Here is a 21,134-nt window from a genome sequence, read left to right as displayed (position 1 = left end):
AACCATGAATTCGATTGTTGCACCTGCCCTGTTTACCCCGAGCTGGCACGCCGAGCTGGAACTGGCCTACGCGCGTTTCGGCGATTGCACGCGCCCGGTCATGCGCCGCCACCTCGGCCCGCTGCGCGTGCAAAAGCATCTGTACGCCGAAGGCCCGCAAGTCTGCCAGCACATCATCGTCCACCCACCGGGCGGAATTGCCGGTGGTGATCGGCTGGACATCAAGGCCCGCGTCGAACACAACGCCTGGGCGCAAATCACCAGCCCCGGCGCCGCCAAGTGGTATCGCGCGGGTGGGCCGGCGTATCAACAGCTCGACTTGCAAGTCGCTGCCGGTGCGACACTGGAATGGCTGCCGCAGGAAACCATCGTCTACAGCGCCGCGCAGGCCGAGTTGACCACAACGATCGAGCTTGAAGGCGATGCGCGGCTGTTCTACTGGGACGTGGTGGCGCTCGGTCGGCCGGCCAGCGGCGAGCGTTTTGACCTCGGGCATTTTCAGGCGCACCTGGACATCCGCCGCGACGGTCGGTTGCTCTGGCACGAACGGCAGCGCATTGTCGGCAACGATGGTTTGCTCGACTCGCCAATCGGGCTGGATGGGCAACCGGTGTTCGCGACGATGCTGGTGACCGGTGAGATAGACGCCGAGCTGCTGGAGCGATGCCGCTCGCTGGGGCATGAGGTGCGCGGGGATCTGACGCAATTGCCGGGACTGCTGGTGGCTCGTTGCCTGGCCAGTGAGGCGTTGCTCGCCCGCGCCTGGCTCATCGATTTGTGGCGATTGCTCAGACCTGCGCTGCTGGGGCGCGAAGCTATCGCGCCAAGAATATGGAGCACCTGAAACCCCGACCCTCACCCCCCGCCCTCTCCCGGAGGGAGAGGGAGCCTGACCGAGTCGTCTGAAATAAATTTATCTGCCTGAACGAATATTGCTGACTGAATTGGCCATTGAAAACAACCAAGATCAGTCCCCTCTCCCTCGGGAGAGGGCTAGGGTGAGGGGCTGCTCCAACTGGCACCCCACACTTCTCGAGAGCCACCCGAATCTGCCCTGATGGAACCCGAACCATGGACCTGACCCCACGCGAAAAAGACAAGCTGCTGATCTTCACCGCCGGCCTCGTCGCCGAGCGGCGGCTGGCCCGTGGCGTGAAACTCAACTACCCGGAAGCCATGGCCTACATCTCCGCCGCGCTGCTGGAGGGTGCCCGCGACGGCCAGACCGTGGCCGAGCTGATGCACTACGGCACCACCCTGCTCAGCCGCGAACAAGTGATGGAAGGCATCCCGGAAATGATCCCGGAAATCCAGGTCGAGGCGACGTTCCCCGACGGCACCAAACTGGTCACCGTTCACCAGCCGATCGTCTGAGGCCGCGCCATGACTTACGCCATTCGCGATGCAAGCCGGGCCGACCTGCCGGCGATCCGCGACATCTACAACGACGCCGTGCTCAACACCACGGCGATCTGGAATGAACAAGCGGTCGACCTCGGCAATCGCCAGGCATGGTTCGACGCGCGTCAGTTGCAGGCGTACCCGATTCTGGTGATCGTCGACAGCCACAACGCGGTGCTGGGTTACGCCTCGTTCGGCGACTGGCGGCCGTTCGACGGTTTCCGCCACACCGTCGAGCACTCGGTGTACGTGCGCAGCGATCAACGCGGCAACGGCCTCGGCCCGCAACTGATGACCGCGTTGATCGAACGCGCCCGCGCCTGCGGTAAACACGTCATGGTCGCTGCCATCGAGAGTGGCAACGCCGCGTCGATTCGCCTGCACCAGCGCGCCGGTTTCAGCGTCACCGGGCAGATGCCGCAAGTGGGCACCAAGTTCGGCCGCTGGCTCGATCTGACCTTCATGCAGTTGACCCTCAACCCCGGCGCACAGCCGCCGGATACTCACAAGGAGTGATGTCGATGAACGCCGCCCAGTTGCGCCGCGTCAACGCTGAAAGCTTTGCCCACTATCGCCAGGGCCTGATCGATCTGCTGCTCGACGCCGTCGGTTACGGCGCCAGCGTCGGTTTTATGGCCGACCTTGATGCCGCGCAGGCGCGCGCATATTTCGATGAGGTGCAGGACAACATCAACAAGGGCAGCACGCTGCTCTGGGTGGTGGTGAAGGACGAGCAGGTGCTGGCCAGTGTGCAATTGGGTCTGTGCCAAAAGGCCAACGGTCTGAACCGCGCCGAAGTGCAGAAGCTGCTGGTACGCGAAGACGCCCGGCGGCGAGGCCTCGGTCAGCAACTGATGCAGGCGCTGGAACTCGAAGCGCCCAAGCACAAGCGCGGCATGCTCTATCTCGACACCGAGGCCGGCTCGCCGGCGGAAGATTTCTACAAGGCGCTGGGCTACGTGCGCGCCGGCGAAATCCCTGATTACGCCTGCGACCCCAACGGCACCTATCGCCCGACCGCGCTCTATTACAAAGTCCTGCAAGGAGCCCAGCGATGATTCCTGGCCAATACCAGATCCAGCCCGGCGACATCGAACTCAACGTCGGCCGTCGCACCCTCAGCCTGAAAGTCGCCAACAGCGGCGACCGGCCGATTCAGGTCGGCTCGCATTTCCACTTTTTTGAAACCAACGACGCGCTGACCTTCGATCGCGCCGCCAGTCGCGGCATGCGCCTGAACATCCCCGCCGGCACCGCCGTGCGCTTCGAGCCAGGCCAGAGCCGTGAAGTCGAGCTGGTCGATTACGCCGGGCATCGCCGGGTGTTCGGCTTTGCCGGCCGCATCATGGGTGATCTCTAAACAACACGGTGCCCGCTCTGGCCCCTTCGCGAGCAGGCTCGCTCCCACATGAGAACGCGATCAAATGTGGGAGCGAGCCTGCTCGCGAAAGCGAGTAATGCGAGCGATTTCAGACCCAATTGAATCTCAAGGCATGCCCATGAAAATCTCCAGACAAGCCTACGCCGACATGTTCGGCCCCACCGTCGGCGACAAGGTGCGCCTGGCCGATACCGAGCTGTGGATCGAAGTCGAGAAGGACTTCACCACCTACGGCGAAGAAGTGAAATTCGGTGGCGGCAAAGTCATCCGCGACGGCCAGGGCCAGAGCCAATTGCTCGCCGCCGAAGTGGTCGACACGCTGATCACCAACGCGCTGATCATCGACCACTGGGGCATCGTCAAGGCCGACGTCGGCCTCAAGGACGGGCGCATCGCCGCGATCGGCAAGGCCGGCAACCCTGACGTGCAGCCCAATGTGACCATCGCCATCGGCGCCGGCACCGAGGTGATTGCCGGCGAAGGCATGATCCTCACCGCTGGCGGCATCGACACGCATATCCACTTCATCTGCCCGCAGCAGATCGAAGAAGCGCTGATGAGCGGCGTCACCACCATGATCGGCGGCGGCACCGGGCCTGCCACCGGCACCAACGCCACCACCTGCACCTCCGGCCCGTGGCATCTGGCGCGCATGCTCCAGGCCGCCGATGCTTTCCCGATGAACATCGGCCTGACCGGCAAGGGCAACGCCAGCCTGCCGGAGCCGTTGATCGAACAGGTCAAGGCCGGTGCCATCGGTCTCAAGCTGCACGAGGACTGGGGCACCACTCCGGCGAGCATCGACAACTGCCTCAACGTCGCCGACCAGTACGATGTGCAGGTGGCGATCCACACCGATACCCTCAACGAATCCGGCTTCGTCGAAACCACCCTTGGCGCGTTCAAGGGCCGCACCATCCACACCTATCACACCGAAGGTGCCGGTGGCGGCCACGCGCCAGACATCATCAAGGCCTGCGGCTTCCCCAACGTGCTGCCAAGCTCGACCAACCCGACCCGGCCGTTCACCCGCAACACCATCGACGAACACCTCGACATGCTGATGGTCTGCCATCACCTCGACCCGAGCATTGCCGAAGACGTCGCCTTCGCCGAAAGCCGGATCCGCCGCGAAACCATTGCCGCCGAAGACATCCTCCACGACCTCGGCGCGTTCTCGATGATCAGCTCCGACAGTCAGGCCATGGGCCGTGTCGGCGAAGTCATCACGCGCACCTGGCAGACCGCCGACAAGATGAAAAAACAGCGCGGCCCGCTGCCACAGGACGGCGCAGGCAACGACAACTTCCGCGCCAAACGCTACATCGCCAAGTACACGATCAACCCGGCAATCACCCATGGCATCAGCCATGAAGTCGGCTCGATCGAAGTCGGCAAGTGGGCCGATCTGGTGCTCTGGCGCCCGGCGTTCTTTGGTGTGAAGCCGACGCTGATTCTCAAGGGCGGCGCGATTGCCGCCAGCCTGATGGGCGACGCCAACGCTTCGATTCCAACACCGCAACCGGTGCATTACCGCCCGATGTTTGCCAGCTACGGCGGCTCGCTGCACGCCACCAGCCTGACCTTTATCAGCCAGGCGGCGCAGGAGGCCGGATTGCCAGAAGCCTTGGGATTGAAGAAGCAGATCGCTGTGGTGAAGGGCTGCCGCGACGTGCAGAAAACCGACCTGATCCACAACGACTATCTGCCGAACATCGATGTCGATCCACAGACCTATCAGGTCAAGGCCGATGGCGTGTTGCTGTGGTGCGAACCGGCGGAAACGCTGCCGATGGCGCAGCGCTATTTTCTGTTCTGATGAAGGCGTGCGCTGAATACGGACGCGCAGGTCCGTATTCAGTCGCGATCGCTCAGGCAATCACGGGAACAGTTTCGCGATGTCCGCATCGCTGTAGTTGTAATCGATGCGTAACTCGGTTCCCGCCGGAATGTCTTCGGTAGCGAAGATGGCGTTGAGAATGAAGTCTCGGGTGACCAGTTCCTTGCCTATCCACTGTTGCGCTTCGACATCGAACGGGACGAACTCGACGTTGTAACCCTCCGTAGCCTGACGAACTGGTTTGCCCGTGGCGTCATACCAAAAGCGCGTGTTGATCCGGGAAATAATCGTGTCACCGACCAGCGCGAATTCGTCGGGGATCAAATATCCAGGCCCTGGTTGATAACGGACGCCGACCTTCATGGTGTATGACTGCTGGGGCAGCGGCACAAGACGTCCCGGCATGATCGCGCCAGCATAGACACCGACCACCTCGCCTCGGGTGATGCGCCGGTTGGCGACCACCATTGACTGGCCGACCAGGGCCCGCTCTCCGGGCACCGTCATGTCGGCCTCGGTGAACAATCGCCATTGCAGCTTTTCTTCATACAACCGCGCGACATGCTCGTAGGCGCCAAACTTGATGTAGGGCTTGATCTGCTCGGAGGTATAACGGCTGCCGTCTTCGAAACGCGCAAGGGTCTGGAGCTTCTTTATCCTGACAGGCCGGCCGGCCATGTCCCGGGAAAGGGTATTTGCCGTTATTGGCACGGTCGTAGACCCCGGGCCGATTGGTGAGGAACGAAAACCGTGTTTCGCTGCGCATTGCACGCAATTCCTCAGCGGTGAAGGGTTTGACGGGCATCGACTCGGACGCCAGATAAAAATGTTCCTGCGTTACACCGCCATCGTCGGGCAGCTCCTCAACGGCAGACTCATAGTCTTCATCGCTCTGGCGCGCCACCCTGCGGCTTTTACCCGGGACAGCGGCAGCGTCCGGCGACGCGCCGGACTCTTCAAGCGCGTACCAGTGCTTGGTCAACGGATCGTAGGCAAGCACAGGGCCGGACGGCTGCAGCTCGCTGGACAATCTGGCCCGATGCAGACCGGTCTCGGCATCGACGCCGATCAGCACCGTACCACCGCCCTGCAGGTCCGCGTATTGGCGTCCTTTGAATACGCGAAACCCGTCAACGTCTGCTTGCGGTAGAGGGGCTGTCGAGGCAATCAGGTAACGCTCCAGAGCCGAGGTTTTAAGCTTCGGGACGGGACCAGATGTAGACGGCGTCGAGTCGACGTGCACGCTGTGCGGGGCAACTGCAGTTTCCATTTGCTGCGTGTTGCTGCCGGGCTCACTGGCATCGGGCGGGGTCTTGCGAATGAACGGACCGGGGGTCAGGTGCGACGACTCGATCCCGTGCGCGGCGGGATCCCGGGATGTGCGCCCAGGGGTGGTGATATCGACTGCGCCCGGCTTGGGCGGCTTGGGTCTGACTGGCATTGACAGGCTTCCTTGCAAAGATTGCGCAGCGCTGGCCAGTCTGGCTGGCGCTACGACCGTCGGCATCCATTGCCAACATGTGCCCGGAAAACTATCAGACCATCCTGCCGGTTCATACCGGACGAAACACCCGCAAACATTAATCAGGCGGGAGCGGGCCGGCACGCGATGAGGCCAGCTAGGACCTCACGGCCTCAAACAATTCATTCGACCACCAACCGCCCCAAACGCTGGCGCAACATGCGGTTCTCGGCACGCAACTGCTTCACCTCGTCCAGCAGATCCAGCGCCAGCGCCACGCCTTCCCACTCCAGTTCCAGATCACGGCGCAGCTTCGCCGCACGCTTGGCCAAGGCCAATTCGTAATCGGTGAAGCGCCATTCCCGGGGCTGTGCGCCCTGAGGTTCGAGGATGCCGTGCTCGACGATTTCGATCACGTAGACGTCCGACAAATCGGCCGCCTCACAGAATTCTGCCAGGTCCAGTTGAACGATCAGGGGGCTGCTCATGATGGGCTACTCCGTCGTCGGGTTCAGAAGTTCTCTCGCGGATTGAAGGCGGCTTTCTTCGCCAGTTCCTGCCACAGCGCCTTGACCTCATCGTCGGAGGCTTTGGGCATCACGGCCTTGAGCTGCACGAACAGATAACCGCGTTCGCCGGCCTTGTTCAGCAGGCCATGGCCCTTGGCGCGCATGCGCTGGCCATTCTGGCTGCCGGCCGGCACCTTGAGGTTGATCTTGCCGGTCAGGGTCGGCACGGCCACTTCAGTGCCCAATGCCAATTCCCACGGAGCCAGGGGCAAGGTGATGATCAGGTTTTCGCCTTCGACATCGAATTTCGGGTGCGGCGCAAAACGAATGGTCAGGTACAGGTCGCCATTCGCCCCGCCACCGATGCCCGGTGCGCCCTGGCCCTTCAGGCGAATTCGCTCGCCATCGGTCACGCCGGCCGGAATCTTCACGTTCAGGCTCTTGCTGGTGTTGCTGACATGCTGGCCGTGCGCGTTGTATTGCGGCACCTGAAAGGTGACTTTCTTCGATTCGTTCGACAGGGTTTCTTCGAGGAAGATCGGCAGTTCCATTTCCACGTCTTGCCCTCGACGTCCGCGTGATTGGCGGCTCTCGGCGCCACCGAAACCGGGGCCGCGATTGCCGAAGATCGAACTGAAGAAGTCCGAGAAGTCGCCCGTGTCGCCACCGCCGCCACCGAAGCCGCCACGGCTCTGCCAGCCCGGTGGGCCCTGAAACGGCTGACCGTGCTGGCCATAACGGCGCAGTTCGTCGTATTCGGCGCGCTTGTCGGCGCTTTTCAGCGCTTCATAGGCTTCCGAGGCATCCTTGAACTTGGCCTCGGCGTCTTTTTCCTTGCTGACGTCGGGGTGGTATTTGCGCGCCAGCTTGCGATAGGCCGCCTTGATGGCCTTGTCGTCGGCTGTCGGCTCCACGCCGAGTATCTTGTAATAGTCTTTGAAGTCCATGGAAGGATCACCATCCGTTATCGATTTCGCGCCGAGACCAGCATGCGCCGATTGGCACGTGCCGGGTTGACCGATCTCAAGTTTGTGACCGGGTGGCGCCGCAGAAGTTTATCGGCAGTGGACGACGGTTCTTGCGACCGCCGGTGTGTCTGCCGGCCCATGCCAGCAAGTTTGGGGCGATGCGGTGGTTTTCAACTGTCTGGGGGCGAAATAGCGGATGACCGGCCTTCGAATCTGCCGCGCACTGACATACACTGCGCGGCCGTTTTTTTGACCGGAAACCGAAAGACATGAAAGACGCCTCTCCAGCCCGTGCCTGCGGCATCGACTTCGGCACGTCCAACTCCACCGTCGGCTGGCTGCGCCCCGGCATGGACACCATGATTGCGCTGGAAGACGACAAGATCACCCTGCCGTCGGTGGTCTTCTTCAACATCGAGGAACGTCGCCCGGTCTACGGTCGCCTGGCCCTGCACGAGTATCTGGAAGGCTACGAAGGCCGACTGATGCGCTCGCTGAAAAGCCTGCTCGGCTCCAAGCTGATCAAACACGACACCAGCGTCCTCGGCACGGCGATGCCGTTCAAGGACCTGCTCGGGCTGTTCATCGGCCAGCTCAAGAGCCGCGCCGAAACCGCCGCCGGTCGGGAATTCGAGCAAGTGGTGCTGGGTCGCCCGGTGTTCTTCGTCGACGACGATCCGCTGGCTGACCAGGAAGCCGAAGACACCCTGGTCGAGGTGGCGCGCAAAATCGGTTTCAAGGACGTGTCGTTCCAGTACGAACCGATCGCGGCAGCGTTCGACTACGAGTCGACCATCGAGAAAGAAGAGCTGGTACTGATCGTCGACATCGGCGGTGGTACCTCTGACTTCTCGCTGGTGCGCCTGTCGCCCGAGCGTCGTGGTCTCGACAACCGTCACGATGACATCCTCGCCACCGGAGGTGTGCACATCGGTGGTACCGACTTCGACAAACAGCTGAGTCTGCAAGGCCTGATGCCACTGTTCGGCTACGGCAGCCGCATGAAGAGCGGCGCCTACATGCCAACCAGCCACCACATGAACCTGGCGACCTGGCACACGATCAACTCGGTGTACTCACAGAAATCCACGCTGGCGCTGGGCAGCATGCGTTACGACATCGAAGACACCGGCGGCATCGATCGCCTGTTCAAGCTGATCGAACAGCGCGCCGGGCACTGGCTGGCGATGGAAGTGGAAGAAACCAAGATCCAGCTGACCCACGCCGACAGCCGCCACGTGCCGCTGGACCGCATCGAAGCCGGGCTGAGCGTAGAGCTGAGCCGCGCGCTGTTCGAATCGGCGATCGAAGCCTTGCTCGAGCGCGTGCGCGGCAGCGTTACGCAGCTGTTGAATGACGCCGGCGTAGCAGTCGATCAGGTCGACACGGTGTTCTTCACTGGTGGTTCGAGCGGCATCCCGGCCCTGCGCAACAGCGTCTCGGCAATGCTGCCGAACGCGCGGCATGTCGAAGGCAACATCTTTGGCAGCATTGGTAGCGGTTTGGCGATTGAAGCGATGAAGCGTTACGGTTCGATGGCCTGATCACAATCTCTATGGCGAAGAGCCTTTGTGGCGAGGGGATTTATCCTGTGGCGAGGGGATTTATCCCCGTTGGGCCGCGAAGCGGCCCCGCTCCTGAGCTTGAAAGCAGGGGCCTGCTGCGCAGGCCAACGGGAATAAATCCCCTCGCCACAGATGCATTCAATTTAGTTGCCTGGCCTTAGACCATCCCGCCCAGCTTCAGCTCACTCTTCAGATACGCGTAATAAATCGGCCCCGCCACCACTCCCGGCAAACCGAACGCGGCTTCGAACACCAGCATCGCCAGGAGCAACTCCCACGACTTGGCACTGATCTGCCCGCCGACGATGCGCGCGTTGAGGAAGTATTCGAGCTTGTGGATAACGATCAGATAGCCCAGCGCGGCGATCGCCACCCAGATCGACAGCGACAGACCGACGATGGTGATCAGCGTGTTCGACATCAGGTTGCCGATCACCGGCAGCAGGCCGAGCAGGAAGGTCAGCACGATCAGGGTTTTGGTCAGCGGCAGCTTGATGCCGAACATCGGCAGGATCACCGCGAGGAAGATCCCGGTGAACACGGTGTTGAGCAGGGAAATCTTGATCTGCGCGAAGACGATATTGCGAAACGCCTGCACCAGCAGATGCAAACGGTCGAACAAAGCGGCGGCCAGCGGCTTGCGCTTGGTCACGTCGGGGATGCGCTGCAGGGCGATGATCGCGCCGAGCACCATGCCGATCAGCAGGGTGACGAACATGTGCGCGGCGTCCTTGCCGACCAGTTGCAGGTCGGCCAGATGCTTGCTCGCCCACTCGCCGATCGCCACGCGAAATTCCGCTGCACTCGCCGGCAGGTAGGCATCGATGAACGGCGGCAACTGCCCGCGCGCGCGATCGACTACGCCCATGAATTTGTCGAGTGAAGCGCCGGGGTTTTCCGCTTCATGCAGGAGGAAACTGATAGCCCCGGCGAAAATCAGCGCCAGCGCACTTACTACCAGCGTGCCGAGCAGCGCCACCGCTAACCAGCGGGCACGCCGCCCTTCGATCAGCCGTTGCAGTTGCGGGGTGAGCATGTTGACCAGCTCGAACACCAGCAACCCGGCCAGCAGACTGGGCAACAGGCGCAGCGGCAGCACCAGCAGCAAACCGCCAAAAATGATGATGCAACTGACCCAGAACACAACATGACGCTGAGAAAACGTTGGCATACAGCCTCAAAACGAACGGCGTGAAAGGATGGGCAGTCTGCCAGCGATCCTGGGTTAGCACTAGGGATATGCGGGGTTTCGGATTTTCGTGCAAGGCTTGCGAATTTCCCCCTCACCCTAGCCCTCTCCCAGAGGGAGAGGGGACCGATTGGGGGTTGCTCGAAAAATTTTCCGACCTGAACGTGCAGTGCCGAATCCGCAATCGACCCGGTATTTCAGACCCCAGTTCCTGTCGGCATCAATGCGGTCGGTCCCCTCTCCCTCCGGGAGAGGGTTAGGGTGAGGGAAAATCTCAAGCCGACCGAGTCAATCGGACACCCATGGCGCCCGCTTATTTTTTCTTCAGACACTCACTCATGAACGCCTTGCGCGCATCGCCGGTCAGCGCCTTGGTTTTCGCATCGGCATTGCAGGTGGTCATCTTCTGCTGCTGCGGGGTCAGCTCCTTGCCATCGTTGGCCGCTGGTGCCGCTTTCAGGCAGGTGCTCATGAACGCCTTGCGCTCGTCGCCCTTCAGGCTTTTGGCGGTCGCATCGGCATTGCAGGTGGTCATCTTGTTCTGTTGCGCCGTGGCGGCGAAACCCTGGGAACACACAAGCAGCCCGATCATCAACAACGGCACACGCAACATCTTCATGGAGTTTTCTCCTTGTTGCCGCACCGATGGATGCGGCCTCTGTCGCAGTGTAGTCAAAGCTTGTTACACCTTCCTGCCCTCGAGGTGGCTGCGCCGATACTGCTCCGGCGTGCACCCGGCCTGGCGGGCGAACATGGCGATGAATGCCGAGCCGCTGCTGTAGCCGAGGTCGAAAGCGATTTCCTGCACCGAACGCGAGGTCTCAAGCGCCTCGATCGCCGCCAGATAACGCAAGCGCTGACGCCACTCGCCAAAACTCATGCCCAGCTCACGAACGAACTGCCGCGCCAGCGTGCGCTCGCTGACATGCACTTGCGCGGCCCAATGCGCCAACGGTTGGTTGTCGCCCGGCGCGGCCTGCAAGGCGTCAAGAATCGTCAGCAAGCCCGGGCTGCTCGCGTACGGCAGATAACATTCCTGCACCGGTGCCTGTTGCAGTTGATCGACCAATACCTGGGCCAGACGCTGATCGGCTTCATGCTCGGGGATCTTCACATCGCGGGCGGCGAAGTCTTTGAGGATGGCCTTGAGAATGTCGCTGATTGCCAGCGTGCAGGCCCGCGCCGGCAATCGCGCGCAGACGTCGGGATCAAGACACACCGCGCGGTAGTTGACCGGTTGATGGCTGTAGAAACTGTGCTCGACCTCGGGCGGCACCCACACCGCGTACTGTGGCGGCGACATGAAGCGGCTGCCGTCGACATCCATGTGCAGCACGCCATGGGCCGCGTATTCCAGCGTGCCCCAAGGATGCCGGTGTGGCGCGGCATATTCGTGGGCATTGAAATCGGCGTAGCGGAAATACACCGCTGACGGCAGTTCGCTGAAATCGAGCAGATCGATGTGTTTGCTGTTCATGCTGTCCGGATGCAGAGGCAGGTTGTCTGGATCGCAGTATAGGCCTGCATCCAGACAGGCGATAATCGCGCTTCATCAACGTTCTGGTTTTGTCCCATGCAATACGCGTTTCCCCTGCTGGCGATTTTCATCTGGGCCGGCAACACCGTGATCAACAAACTGGCGGTCGGCGCGATCTTCCCCGCCGAGATCGGTTTCTATCGCTGGCTGCTGGCCGGCGTGCTGTTCACGCCATTCATGCTGAAGAAAGTCATCGCGCACTGGCCGCAGATTCGGCCGAACCTGGGGCGGATTTTCGTCCTCGGCGTGCTCGGCATGGCGGTGTATCAGAGCCTCGCCTATTTCGCTGCAACACTGACCACCGCGACCAACATGGGCATCATCCTGTCGTTGATGCCATTGATGTCGCTGGCCATGGCGATCATCAGCCTCGGCCAGCGCCTGACCGCTGGTGCGCTGGTCGGTGCGGTGCTGTCGTTCGCTGGCGTGCTGGTGGTGGTGTCATCCGGCAGCCTCGGAGCGCTGCTGCAACACGGGGTCAATCTGGGCGATGCGATGATGCTGATCGCCACGCTGGCCTACGCGGTTTACAGCACGCTGCTGAAAAAGTGGCAACTGCGCCTGCCGCCGCTGGTGCTGCTGTACTTGCAGGTGCTGGTGGCGATTGTGGTGTTGTTTCCGCTGTTCGCGGTGTCGCCGAAGATCGGTTTGAATCTGCAGAACGTGCCGCTGGTGCTCTATGCATGCCTGCTGGCTTCGATGGTCGCGCCGCTGGCGTGGATGCAGGCGGTGCAGCGACTGGGGCCGAGCCGGACGACGTTGTTCTTCAATCTGCTGCCATTGATTACTGCGTTGATTGCGGCGCTGGTGTTGAAGGAACAGTTGGCGATGTATCACCTGGTGGGCGGATTGCTGACCTTGGGTGGGGTGGTTTTGTCGGAGCGCTGGACCACCGTTTTGGGCCGCCGGGTCAGCGTTGCCTGATAAGACCCCTTCGCGAGCAGGCTCGCTCCCACATTGAAATGCAGACACCTGTGGGAGCGAGCCTGCTCGCGAAGAACGATGACGCGGTCTGTTTGGCTATAACCCTGCAGCCTCCAGCCGCGCCGCATGCTCGACAAACAGCCTTACCGGATCCGCGCCTTTGCCCACCAGTCCCAGCGACTGATTGACGATGTCGAAATGATCCAGCGGATAGTCATCACCGATCACCGTGCCCAGATGCGAGCTGTAACGGCCGACCATGCCATCGCACTGCCCCGGCTCACGGACGAAGGTCTTGGCAAACAAGCGACAACTTCGGTTGGTGCCGTCAAAAAGATTGCCGCCACGATCGGTCTTGCCCGGTTGCAGCGTCCCTGACCAGGAGTAATAACGAACACCGTTGACCTCTTCCGGCCCCTGGCCGCCCCAGACTTCCGGCAGCCCTTGTGGATAACGCTGATTGAATAATGCGACGCCCGCCGTCGTCAGCGATTGGTGAGAAGCGTGGATATCCACCGGCAGTTTCGGCCCGTGGTAACCCGTGTCGAGCAGTGCCATGACCCAGCCGATCAAGCGCAGCAACGCTTCGAGCAAGCGGCCCTTGGCACTGCTACCGGGGTAGTGCTTTTCCAGATAATCAGCCAGCTCGGAACCATGATTCGGCCCGGCGACCGATGTTACCGAGGCGACCAGATCCGGACGCTTCGCCGCCGCATACCGTGCGGTCAACGCGCCTTGGCTGTGGCCGAACAGATTGACCTTTTGCGCCCCGCTATCGCGCAGTATTTCCTCGATCCGCGCCAGCAACTGCTCGCCGCGCTCTTCAGTAGAGTTGAGCGGCGAGACCTGCACCGCGACCACCGTCGCACCACCACGGCGCAAGGCCTTGATGATGCCGAACCAATACGGGTAAAGCACCAGCCGGATAAAGCCGAGCATGCCCGGCACCAGCACCAATGGATAACGTGTCGACATGGGTTACATCCTTGTGCGCGGTGAGTGGATGCCAGACCTGCAAGACGCCCGCCAAGCATCCAACGTGACGATGACAACTGAACGATGAGCCTACTTCAGCCCGCCACGATCCGCTCCACCGAAACCGGACTGACTCTCCCGACATCGCAGTCTTCAGCAGTTCCTGCAGCGCGTCCGGCGTAAATCGCATAAAACTTTTCGCTTCGCTCAAGACTCACAACCTGGGTAGCGACCGCGTCTTCAGAACGTGGCGCCTATCGGATTAGCCTCCAGGAGAATGAAATGAGTGACGTGCATTTGTCTGATGTTCAAACCCTGCGCGAACGCGCGCGGCAACACGTGGAAAACGGCGCGGTCACCGAGGGCTACAACGCCAACCGTGAAGAAATACTGCGTTTGCTCAATGAGTCGCTGGCCACCGAGCTGGTGTGCACCTTGCGCTACAAGCGCCACTACTTCATGGCCAACGGCCTGAAAGCCAACGTCGCCGCCGACGAATTCCTCGAACACGCCAACCAGGAAGCCGAGCACGCCGATCGCCTCGCCGAGCGGATCGTGCAACTGGGCGGTGAGCCTGAGTTCAACCCTGACCTGCTCAGCAAGATGTCCCACGCGCAATACGTGGCCGGCAACACGCTCAAGGAAATGGTTTACGAAGATCTGGTGGCCGAGCGCATTGCTATCGACAGCTATCGCGAAATCATCCAGTACATCGGTGACAAAGACCCGACCACCCGCCGCATCTTCGAAGACATCCTCGCCCAGGAAGAAGAACACGCCGACGACATGGCGGATATCCTCAACGATCTGTAATCCCGTCACACCGCTTTCGCGAGCAGGCTCGCTCCCACACTGGAACGTATTTCGATTGAAGAAACGCGTTCGAATGTGGGAGCGAGCCTGCTCGCGAAGGCGCCCTCAGAGACGCCGCATTACTTGCTGGGTTTAACGGTCACCGGCGCCTTGCCCTGCTTCATCTGCTCGAGCAACGGCGCGCACTGATTCGGCTCGCCCCCGCTCGGCGCCACCAGCGCCAGCAATCCCGCCGCCGGTGCGGCAATCACGCCCAGCGCAACCATCCCCGCCCCGCGCAGCATCAACGGTACGGCTTTGACGCCGGCATCCGGTTTGATGAACTTGCCGCGCACATACAGCGGCGAGCGCAGCGAGATCAGACGCCAGCCTTTGGATTCCGGGGTCACGGTCAGATCGAGTTGTTCGGTGGCCATGTTCGCCGTGCCATCGATGTAGATGATTGCGTTCTCGGTATCGAAGACAAACAGCCGTGTGGTCGCCAGGCCGGTCTTGATGTCGAAGTCCGCCGCCGCGCAATTGATCTTCACTTCCTTGTCGCCAAAGATCTTGCCGACCACGTAGTTACCGACGTTGAGCCCGGCCAGCTCCATCAACTCACGGCTGATTGCACCGTCGTTGATCAGCATCTTCAGATTACCGTTGGCACCACCGAGCAGCTTGGCCACGGAGTTGCCCCGGCCACTGATGTCGGCATCGCCATTGAGCTCACCGAAACTGGTCTTCATCGGCTCGAAGGTCGGGAACAGCTCTTTGAGTTTGAATTTGCGTGCGGTCAAACGCGCACGGCCTTCCAGCGGCTCGGTGCGGCCATTGAGGCGAATCAGCGCATCCAGCGTGCCGCCGGCGACACCAAAGCGCAGCGGTTCCAGGCTGAGCTCGCCGTCGTTGAGTTTCAGATGGGTATAGAGGTCGTTGAACGGCAGCTTCTCGCTGTGGACGATGCGTTTGCCGGTGAACTCGACATCGGCGTCCATGGCCCGCCAGCGATCGGTTTTGAATTCTTCGACCGGCAGGACTTTGTCCGCCGGTTGCTTGCTCGCGCCGCCACGGGCCTTTTGCTCGGTGTTGGAGTCGGCGCCGATCAGTGGCGCGAGGTCGGCAAACAGCAGTTGATTGGAGAGCAGCGTACCGCTGAGTTTCGGCCGTGGCTGGCTGGCCACGTAGGTCAGGTCGCCGTGGATGTCGCTGTCGCCGATCTTGCCGTTGAATTTTTCATAAGTGAATTTCGCCCCGGCTTCGTCATGCAGCCTGGCGATCAGGTGGCCGTCGGTGGAGTACGGTGGGGTGTCCGGTAGGGTCACGCCGGTCAGCGGGTAGAGATTGCCGAGGCTGTCTCCAGCGAGCTCGAGGCGCAGATCAAGAGCGCCAAGATTCAGCGGGTCAGTCAGGGTGCCGGCCAGTTCGATACGGGTATCGCCGATCTTCGCCTGGGCCTGCAACGGGAACGGCTTGCTCGCGTCCTGCAACGCCAGCAACCCGCCGATCTTGCCCTGCCCGGTGAGGTTCTGCGCGTGGTACTGGCCTTTGACCTTGAGCGCAAAGGCATAGTCCTGCGGTGCGCCGCCCTTGTCCTGAGCAGTTTTCGCCGCTTTGTCGCCGACGATCTCGCTGAATGGAATCGGCTTGCCGAGCGGGTCGATCAACACATCGAGATTGGTTTTCAGGGTCTGATCGTCGAGGGTCACGTGGCCCTTGTCGAAACCGATCGCGCCGATGTCGACCACCCAGCTCGAAGGCTCGGCGTTCGGGTCCTTGGGATCGAATTTGAACGTCCAGTTGGCGCGGCCATCGGCCAGACGTTGCAGCTCGGCATTCGGCTCGGTCAGGTCGATGCGCGGAATCACCACGCGCTGGGCCAGCAGGGCCAGCGGCGAAATGCGCAGTTCAACGCGTTTGAGCGTGACCATCTGCGGCTGCTTCGACCAGTCAGGATTACCCAGGCTCAGATCCTCGGCGACCACGTGCGGCCAAGGCACCCAAGAGCGCCAGCCGCCCTCTTCCGGCTCGCGCTGCCAGATCACCGCGAGGTTGCCATTGATGGCAAACGCCCGGTGCAGTTCTTCCGAGACTTTGGCATTGATGGTCGGTTTGATCCGGTTCCAGTCGAAGAACACGATGATCAGAATCAAGGCTGCCAGCAGCAGCACGAGGATGGCGAAGATCCAGCTGAAGATTTTTCCAGTGCGCGTCATGCACAAAGCTCCTGATCACGACCGCACGCCGATTACCCGACGCACAGCTGAAACGGCAGACCTAAGCGGCCCCTATGCAGTCTGTGACTGGCGAAAGGCCCGCAGGTTTAATCGAAAGGCAGTTTAAGCCATAAAAAGCGCAGCAAAACTGACCGATCGGTCGAGCAGTGTTACCGCGACCCGCACTTTTGCGAGGCACGAGTGAGTCGAAAATACCCACGACGGTGCAAAACCGTCGCCCGCAAAGGCCCGATCTAGAGCCTTCGCGCCGAACAATCAATTCTGTTGATTATTACCATTGCGTTTATGAACTTTTATATCGACATATCGAGAGTAGCATTGCCCTCGTACCCACTTTATCGCCCTCCCAAGGAGCCACTATCATGAAACGCCAATTACTGCTCAGCCTTACCCTGTCGATGCTAGCCAGCACTGCTTTCGCCCTGCCAGCTGCCGATCAGGCCACTCCACAAGTCAAAGACAGCCACTCGGTGTTCAGCCAGACGCTCGCTGAAGACGGCTACGACAAAACCCCACAAGGCCAGACTCTGGCTGAAGACGGCTATGACAAAACCCCTCAAGGTCAGACTCTGGCTGAAGATGGCTATGACAAAACCCCACAGGGCCAGACCCTGGCTGAAAACGGCCGCAATCGTCTCGAAGAAAAAGGTCTGGTGGAAGACGGCTACGACAAGACTCCCCAAGGTCAAGCCCTCGCCGAAGGTGGTGGTGATCGTGTAATCGAACGCAACAGCGCCGTGAGCTGAGCCTATGACGGCCCAGCGAAAAAGCCCAATCAGCGGATTGGGCTTTTGACTTTTCAGCTTCTGTGAATCCCTCGCTGCATGACTCCCCGTTCGACGCCGACAAAGCCGATTTGCTAGAGTGCGGCGCTTGTCCTGCCGAAGAACACACCCTGCGATGCTGCCCCGCGCCGAACAGAAACAACAGACCCGCAACGCCCTGATGGACGCTGCCCGCCACCTGATGGAAAGCGGCCGAGGATTCGGCAGCCTGAGCCTGCGCGAAGTGAGCAAGACCGCCGGCATCGTGCCCACCGGTTTCTACCGGCACTTTGCCGATATGGACGAGTTGGGTCTGGTACTGGTCAGCGAAGTCGGCCAGACCTTCCGCGAAACCATCCGCCTGGTGCGGCACAACGAATTCGTCATGGGCGGCATCATCGACGCTTCGGTGCGCATCTTCCTTGATGTGGTCAACGCCAACCGCTCGCAATTCCTGTTTCTCGCCCGCGAACAATACGGCGGCTCGCTGCCGGTACGCCAGGCGATCGGACGCCTGCGGGAGAACATCAGCGCCGACCTCGCGGCGGACCTGGCGCTGATGCCCAAGCTGCAACATCTGGACATCGCCGGTCTGAGCGTGATCGCCGACCTGATCGTCAAATCGGTGTTCGCCACCCTCCCCGACATCATCGACCCGCCCGCCGAGGCCTTGCCGGAGCATCTGACGCCGCAGGCGAAGATCACCCAGCAACTGCGCTTCATCTTCATCGGCCTCAAGCACTGGCAAGGGCTGGGCAGTACCGAGTAATCCCCTTCTCCATCTGACACAGCGCAAAGCCCCTGTGGGAGCGAGCCTGCTCGCGAAAGCGCGGGATCAGCTGAATACATCTGTCTGACACGGCGCATTCGCGAGCAGGCTCGCTCCCACATTGAACATCCGTCACGGCATCGAATTGGTGCATGACAAATCCTTCATGCACCAAAACCTTCCAGAATCGCCGCGCCTGTTGAAAGATCAGGCAAGCGCCGACAGCTATTTCCTACAGATCACCCGATTGGCGCGGCGCTTGCTCTAGCCCATTCAACGTTCATTGCTGGAAGCTTTCCGATGCTGGTGATTCATCGCAGAATCGACCCTCAACCCGTCTGGGCCGCCGAGCTGCACCTGACCTTCGAAGCGCGCAGCAAAAGCCGTTTGCGCTGTTTCAGTGCCGAAGGCGAAGACGTCGGGTTGTTTTTGGAGCGCGGCCAGCCACCGCTGTATGACGGCGAATGCCTGCAGGCTGAAGACGGCCGTGTCGTGCGCGTCTGCGCCCGCCCTGAACAACTGCTCCATGTCACTTGCGCCAATGCGTTCGAACTGACCCGCGCGGCCTATCACCTCGGCAACCGCCATGTCGCCCTGCAAGTCGGCGATGGCTGGCTGCGCCTGCTCGACGATTACGTGCTCAAGGCGATGCTCGAACAGCTCGGCGCGCAGGTCGAGGCTATCGAAGCGCCGTTCCAGCCGGAACACGGCGCTTACGGCGGCGGCCATCATCATTCCCGCCACGGCGACGAAGACTTCAACTACGCGCCGAAACTCCACCAGTTCGGCGTGCGCCTGTGAATCCGGCCTGGGCGCTGCTGCGTCTGGCCAGTCCGCAATTGCCGATTGGCGGCTACAGCTATTCCCAGGGTCTGGAAATGGCGGTGGATAATGGCCGGGTCCACAACCCGGACGGCGCCCGCCGCTGGATCAGCGATCAACTGCTGCTCAACCTCGCGCGCTTCGAAGCGCCGCTGCTGTTGGCGCATTGCCAGGCCGCAGCAGATGAAAACTGGGCCGAATTACGACAACTCTGCGAGAGCCACCGCGCCAGTCGCGAAACCCGCGAGTTGCATCTGGAGAGCCGGCAGATGGGCTACTCCCTGCAGCAGTTGTTGAACGGTTTGCCAGAACTCGATGCGCCCGCCCGCGACTTTCTTGAACAGACCACAGAACCGCATCTCGCCCTGTGCTGGGCACTGGCGGCACGCGCCTGGGGCATCACCCCGCAGGACGCTCTTGCCGCGTGGCTGTGGAGCTGGCTGGAAAACCAGCTCGCCGTGTTGATGAAAACCCTGCCGCTGGGCCAGCAAGCCGCCCAGCGCCTGACCAGCGAACTGCTGCCGCTGCTGCAACAGGCGCAGCACGACGCGACCCACCTCAACCCCGAACACATCGGCAGCGCCGCGTTTGGCCTGTCTCTGGCGTGCATGGCCCACGAGCGCCAGTACAGCCGTCTCTTCCGCTCTTAGGGCTGTTTATTTTGGAGAATGAAATGGATACACAACCTCTGCGCGTCGGCATCGGCGGCCCGGTCGGTTCCGGCAAAACCGCACTGACCCTGGCCCTGTGCCTGGCCCTGCGCGAGCGCTACAACCTCGCCGTGGTCACCAACGATATCTACACCCGCGAAGACGCCGATTTCCTGGTGCGCAACGAAGCCCTCGCGCCGGAGCGGATCATCGGCGTGGAAACCGGCGGCTGCCCGCACACGGCAATCCGCGAAGACGCCTCGATCAACCTTGAAGCAGTCGACCAACTGAACCGGCGCTTTCCCGGGCTGGATCTGATTCTGGTGGAGTCCGGCGGCGACAACCTCTCGGCGACCTTCAGCCCGGAGCTGTCGGACCTGACCATCTACGTGATCGACGTCTCCGCCGGCGACAAGCTGCCGCGCAAGGGCGGCCCGGGGATCTGCAAGTCCGACCTGCTGGTGATCAACAAGATCGACCTCGCGCCACTGGTGGGCGCCTCGCTGGAAATGATGGACAGCGACACCAAACGCATGCGCAACGGCAAGCCGTTCGTTTTCAGCAACCAGAAAACCGGTCAGGGCCTTGAAGAAATCATCGCCTTCATCGAACGCCAGGGCCTGCTGACCGCCGCCTGAACCACTTATCAACAAGGAAGCTTATCCATGACACTCAAACGCATTCTTGGCGCCGTGGCGCTGCTGCTGACACCGGCACTGGCCTTCGCGCACCCTGGGCATGGCGACAGCGGCCTCGTCGCGGGCATCAGCCACCCGATCGGCGGGCTCGACCACTTGCTGGCAATGCTCGCCGTCGGTTTGTGGGCGGCGCAGCAACAAGGCGCGGCGCGCTGGGCGCTGCCGTGCACGTTTGTCGGCACCATGCTGCTGGGCGGCCTGCTCGGTTTTGAAGGGCTGGAGTTGCCGGCGCTGGAAAGCGGGATTGCTGCTTCGGTATTGGCGCTGGGCCTGGCCGTGGCACTGGCCGTGCGTCCGCCGCTGGTGATGGCGGTGGCAGCGACGGCGCTGTTTGCGCTGTTCCATGGCGTGGCGCATGGGCTGGAGCTGCCGGAAATGAGCAGCCCGTGGGCGTATGCGGCCGGGTTTGTCGCGGCGACAGCGGTTTTGCATGCGCTCGGTTATGGCGTGGTGCGAGTTCTTCCGCAGGCAGCGGCGCCGCTGGTGCGGTTGGCGGGTGCGGCTTCGGCGGCGACTGGGGTGTGGTTGCTCGCAGGCTAATCTCTATCGCCTGAGCCGGCCTCATCGCTGGCAAGCCAGCTCCCACAGGTTATTGGGTAAGTCCACAATTGTGTGAACACTCAATTTCCTTGTGGGAGCTGGCTTGCCAGC

Annotated in this window: 24 protein-coding genes; 16 read left to right on the top strand and 8 right to left on the bottom strand. The window is 61.5% G+C overall.

Going from position 1 to position 21,134, the window contains the following annotated elements; genetic code table 11:
• The first annotated feature begins 4 nt into the window (after positions 1-4).
• The 6 genes from ACZ9BE_RS00645 (at position 5) to ureC (ending at position 4,601) form a co-directional block, all read left to right on the top strand.
• On the top strand, positions 5-844 hold the full coding sequence (locus ACZ9BE_RS00645; protein WP_236169797.1) for an urease accessory protein UreD: 840 nt from the start codon (positions 5-7) through the stop codon (positions 842-844).
• A 227-nt stretch (positions 845-1,071) separates the two neighbouring features.
• Entirely contained in the window at positions 1,072-1,374 is a 303-nt protein-coding gene (ureA, locus tag ACZ9BE_RS00640; protein ID WP_003221215.1) for an urease subunit gamma, read from the top strand.
• A 9-nt stretch (positions 1,375-1,383) separates the two neighbouring features.
• Positions 1,384-1,917 (top strand): GNAT family N-acetyltransferase, encoded by a 534-nt coding sequence (locus ACZ9BE_RS00635; protein WP_353188087.1) that lies wholly within the window; start codon positions 1,384-1,386, stop codon positions 1,915-1,917.
• Between the two features lie 5 nt (positions 1,918-1,922).
• Complete coding sequence (locus ACZ9BE_RS00630; RefSeq protein ID WP_252883094.1) at positions 1,923-2,459, top strand: GNAT family N-acetyltransferase; 537 nt, start codon at positions 1,923-1,925, stop codon at positions 2,457-2,459.
• A complete protein-coding gene (locus tag ACZ9BE_RS00625) occupies positions 2,456-2,761 on the top strand; it encodes an urease subunit beta (RefSeq protein WP_095180936.1) in 306 nt (101 codons plus the stop codon). The genes ACZ9BE_RS00630 and ACZ9BE_RS00625 overlap by 4 nt, the downstream gene beginning before the upstream one ends.
• 139 nt (positions 2,762-2,900) lie before the next feature.
• Positions 2,901-4,601 carry an urease subunit alpha gene (gene ureC, locus ACZ9BE_RS00620; protein ID WP_056787624.1) on the top strand — a complete coding sequence of 567 codons (1,701 nt, stop codon included), beginning with the start codon at positions 2,901-2,903 and terminating at the stop codon, positions 4,599-4,601.
• A gap of 60 nt (positions 4,602-4,661) precedes the next feature.
• Here the strand turns inward: ureC and ACZ9BE_RS00615 are convergent, their stop codons facing one another.
• Complete coding sequence (locus ACZ9BE_RS00615) at positions 4,662-5,300, bottom strand: hypothetical protein (protein WP_476248802.1); 639 nt, start codon at positions 5,298-5,300, stop codon at positions 4,662-4,664.
• Between ACZ9BE_RS00615 and ACZ9BE_RS00610 the strand changes: the two genes are divergently transcribed.
• The gene (locus ACZ9BE_RS00610; protein ID WP_476248801.1) at positions 5,299-5,772 is read left to right on the top strand and encodes a hypothetical protein; all 474 of its coding nucleotides are present in this window, start codon (positions 5,299-5,301) and stop codon (positions 5,770-5,772) included. The genes ACZ9BE_RS00615 and ACZ9BE_RS00610 overlap by 2 nt on opposite strands.
• A gap of 494 nt (positions 5,773-6,266) precedes the next feature.
• On the opposite strand, the gene ACZ9BE_RS00605 is transcribed toward ACZ9BE_RS00610, so the two are convergent.
• Positions 6,267-6,572 carry a chaperone modulator CbpM gene (locus ACZ9BE_RS00605; RefSeq protein ID WP_016771896.1) on the bottom strand — a complete coding sequence of 102 codons (306 nt, stop codon included), beginning with the start codon at positions 6,570-6,572 and terminating at the stop codon, positions 6,267-6,269.
• A 23-nt stretch (positions 6,573-6,595) separates the two neighbouring features.
• Complete coding sequence (locus ACZ9BE_RS00600; RefSeq protein WP_236169793.1) at positions 6,596-7,540, bottom strand: DnaJ C-terminal domain-containing protein; 945 nt, start codon at positions 7,538-7,540, stop codon at positions 6,596-6,598.
• 290 nt (positions 7,541-7,830) lie between these two features.
• Between ACZ9BE_RS00600 and ACZ9BE_RS00595 the strand changes: the two genes are divergently transcribed.
• Positions 7,831-9,105, top strand: a complete 1,275-nt coding sequence (locus ACZ9BE_RS00595) for an Hsp70 family protein (protein ID WP_016771898.1) — start codon at positions 7,831-7,833, stop codon at positions 9,103-9,105.
• A 178-nt stretch (positions 9,106-9,283) separates the two neighbouring features.
• On the opposite strand, the gene ACZ9BE_RS00590 is transcribed toward ACZ9BE_RS00595, so the two are convergent.
• The 3 genes from ACZ9BE_RS00590 to ACZ9BE_RS00580 form a co-directional block, all read right to left on the bottom strand.
• Complete coding sequence (locus ACZ9BE_RS00590; RefSeq protein WP_016771899.1) at positions 9,284-10,297, bottom strand: AI-2E family transporter; 1,014 nt, start codon at positions 10,295-10,297, stop codon at positions 9,284-9,286.
• Positions 10,298-10,628: 331 nt separating this feature from the next.
• Complete coding sequence (locus ACZ9BE_RS00585; protein WP_016771900.1) at positions 10,629-10,934, bottom strand: PsiF family protein; 306 nt, start codon at positions 10,932-10,934, stop codon at positions 10,629-10,631.
• Positions 10,935-10,997: 63 nt separating this feature from the next.
• Positions 10,998-11,792: an AraC family transcriptional regulator gene (locus tag ACZ9BE_RS00580; protein ID WP_252877347.1), complete on the bottom strand. Its 795-nt coding sequence runs from the start codon at positions 11,790-11,792 to the stop codon at positions 10,998-11,000.
• 96 nt (positions 11,793-11,888) lie between these two features.
• Between ACZ9BE_RS00580 and ACZ9BE_RS00575 the strand changes: the two genes are divergently transcribed.
• Positions 11,889-12,776, top strand: coding sequence for a DMT family transporter (locus tag ACZ9BE_RS00575; protein ID WP_305382108.1), 888 nt, complete (start codon positions 11,889-11,891; stop codon positions 12,774-12,776).
• A 96-nt stretch (positions 12,777-12,872) separates the two neighbouring features.
• Here the strand turns inward: ACZ9BE_RS00575 and ACZ9BE_RS00570 are convergent, their stop codons facing one another.
• Entirely contained in the window at positions 12,873-13,751 is an 879-nt protein-coding gene (locus ACZ9BE_RS00570) for an esterase/lipase family protein (protein WP_476248800.1), read from the bottom strand.
• A 282-nt stretch (positions 13,752-14,033) separates the two neighbouring features.
• Here ACZ9BE_RS00570 and ACZ9BE_RS00565 point away from each other — a divergent pair, with 282 nt between their 5' ends.
• Positions 14,034-14,564 (top strand): ferritin-like domain-containing protein, encoded by a 531-nt coding sequence (locus ACZ9BE_RS00565; protein ID WP_016771904.1) that lies wholly within the window; start codon positions 14,034-14,036, stop codon positions 14,562-14,564.
• A 119-nt stretch (positions 14,565-14,683) separates the two neighbouring features.
• On the opposite strand, the gene ACZ9BE_RS00560 is transcribed toward ACZ9BE_RS00565, so the two are convergent.
• Positions 14,684-16,759 carry an AsmA family protein gene (locus tag ACZ9BE_RS00560; protein WP_476248799.1) on the bottom strand — a complete coding sequence of 692 codons (2,076 nt, stop codon included), beginning with the start codon at positions 16,757-16,759 and terminating at the stop codon, positions 14,684-14,686.
• A gap of 383 nt (positions 16,760-17,142) precedes the next feature.
• Between ACZ9BE_RS00560 and ACZ9BE_RS00555 the strand changes: the two genes are divergently transcribed.
• From ACZ9BE_RS00555 to ACZ9BE_RS00530, 6 genes are all read left to right on the top strand, one after another.
• Positions 17,143-17,526 (top strand): DUF2790 domain-containing protein, encoded by a 384-nt coding sequence (locus ACZ9BE_RS00555; protein ID WP_041480705.1) that lies wholly within the window; start codon positions 17,143-17,145, stop codon positions 17,524-17,526.
• A gap of 154 nt (positions 17,527-17,680) precedes the next feature.
• A complete protein-coding gene (locus ACZ9BE_RS00550; protein WP_056787610.1) occupies positions 17,681-18,313 on the top strand; it encodes a TetR family transcriptional regulator in 633 nt (210 codons plus the stop codon).
• 300 nt (positions 18,314-18,613) lie between these two features.
• Positions 18,614-19,114, top strand: coding sequence for an urease accessory protein UreE (ureE, locus tag ACZ9BE_RS00545; RefSeq protein ID WP_039756959.1), 501 nt, complete (start codon positions 18,614-18,616; stop codon positions 19,112-19,114).
• Positions 19,111-19,785: an urease accessory protein UreF gene (locus tag ACZ9BE_RS00540; protein WP_150638248.1), complete on the top strand. Its 675-nt coding sequence runs from the start codon at positions 19,111-19,113 to the stop codon at positions 19,783-19,785. The genes ureE and ACZ9BE_RS00540 overlap by 4 nt, the downstream gene beginning before the upstream one ends.
• A 23-nt stretch (positions 19,786-19,808) precedes the next feature.
• Positions 19,809-20,423 (top strand): urease accessory protein UreG, encoded by a 615-nt coding sequence (gene ureG, locus ACZ9BE_RS00535; RefSeq protein ID WP_016771910.1) that lies wholly within the window; start codon positions 19,809-19,811, stop codon positions 20,421-20,423.
• Between the two features lie 27 nt (positions 20,424-20,450).
• On the top strand, positions 20,451-21,023 hold the full coding sequence (locus ACZ9BE_RS00530) for a HupE/UreJ family protein (RefSeq protein WP_041480708.1): 573 nt from the start codon (positions 20,451-20,453) through the stop codon (positions 21,021-21,023).
• The last annotated feature ends 111 nt before the right edge of the window (positions 21,024-21,134 follow it).

Source organism: Pseudomonas sp. TE9122, from assembly GCF_056278925.1.
The sequence above is the reverse complement of the archived record's forward strand: the minus strand, read 5'-3'. Positions and strand labels throughout refer to the sequence as shown.

Coding starts and splice junctions, on each gene's coding strand:
- ACZ9BE_RS00645 (WP_236169797.1), top strand. CDS start 5: ATGAATTCGATTGTTGCACCTGCCCTGTTTACCCCGAGCTGGCACGCC.
- ureA (WP_003221215.1), top strand. CDS start 1,072: ATGGACCTGACCCCACGCGAAAAAGACAAGCTGCTGATCTTCACCGCC.
- ACZ9BE_RS00635 (WP_353188087.1), top strand. CDS start 1,384: ATGACTTACGCCATTCGCGATGCAAGCCGGGCCGACCTGCCGGCGATC.
- ACZ9BE_RS00630 (WP_252883094.1), top strand. CDS start 1,923: ATGAACGCCGCCCAGTTGCGCCGCGTCAACGCTGAAAGCTTTGCCCAC.
- ACZ9BE_RS00625 (WP_095180936.1), top strand. CDS start 2,456: ATGATTCCTGGCCAATACCAGATCCAGCCCGGCGACATCGAACTCAAC.
- ureC (WP_056787624.1), top strand. CDS start 2,901: ATGAAAATCTCCAGACAAGCCTACGCCGACATGTTCGGCCCCACCGTC.
- ACZ9BE_RS00610 (WP_476248801.1), top strand. CDS start 5,299: ATGTCCCGGGAAAGGGTATTTGCCGTTATTGGCACGGTCGTAGACCCC.
- ACZ9BE_RS00615 (WP_476248802.1), bottom strand. CDS start 5,300: ATGGCCGGCCGGCCTGTCAGGATAAAGAAGCTCCAGACCCTTGCGCGT.
- ACZ9BE_RS00605 (WP_016771896.1), bottom strand. CDS start 6,572: ATGAGCAGCCCCCTGATCGTTCAACTGGACCTGGCAGAATTCTGTGAG.
- ACZ9BE_RS00600 (WP_236169793.1), bottom strand. CDS start 7,540: ATGGACTTCAAAGACTATTACAAGATACTCGGCGTGGAGCCGACAGCC.
- ACZ9BE_RS00595 (WP_016771898.1), top strand. CDS start 7,831: ATGAAAGACGCCTCTCCAGCCCGTGCCTGCGGCATCGACTTCGGCACG.
- ACZ9BE_RS00590 (WP_016771899.1), bottom strand. CDS start 10,297: ATGCCAACGTTTTCTCAGCGTCATGTTGTGTTCTGGGTCAGTTGCATC.
- ACZ9BE_RS00585 (WP_016771900.1), bottom strand. CDS start 10,934: ATGAAGATGTTGCGTGTGCCGTTGTTGATGATCGGGCTGCTTGTGTGT.
- ACZ9BE_RS00580 (WP_252877347.1), bottom strand. CDS start 11,792: ATGAACAGCAAACACATCGATCTGCTCGATTTCAGCGAACTGCCGTCA.
- ACZ9BE_RS00575 (WP_305382108.1), top strand. CDS start 11,889: ATGCAATACGCGTTTCCCCTGCTGGCGATTTTCATCTGGGCCGGCAAC.
- ACZ9BE_RS00570 (WP_476248800.1), bottom strand. CDS start 13,751: ATGTCGACACGTTATCCATTGGTGCTGGTGCCGGGCATGCTCGGCTTT.
- ACZ9BE_RS00565 (WP_016771904.1), top strand. CDS start 14,034: ATGAGTGACGTGCATTTGTCTGATGTTCAAACCCTGCGCGAACGCGCG.
- ACZ9BE_RS00560 (WP_476248799.1), bottom strand. CDS start 16,759: ATGACGCGCACTGGAAAAATCTTCAGCTGGATCTTCGCCATCCTCGTG.
- ACZ9BE_RS00555 (WP_041480705.1), top strand. CDS start 17,143: ATGAAACGCCAATTACTGCTCAGCCTTACCCTGTCGATGCTAGCCAGC.
- ACZ9BE_RS00550 (WP_056787610.1), top strand. CDS start 17,681: ATGCTGCCCCGCGCCGAACAGAAACAACAGACCCGCAACGCCCTGATG.
- ureE (WP_039756959.1), top strand. CDS start 18,614: ATGCTGGTGATTCATCGCAGAATCGACCCTCAACCCGTCTGGGCCGCC.
- ureG (WP_016771910.1), top strand. CDS start 19,809: ATGGATACACAACCTCTGCGCGTCGGCATCGGCGGCCCGGTCGGTTCC.
- ACZ9BE_RS00530 (WP_041480708.1), top strand. CDS start 20,451: ATGACACTCAAACGCATTCTTGGCGCCGTGGCGCTGCTGCTGACACCG.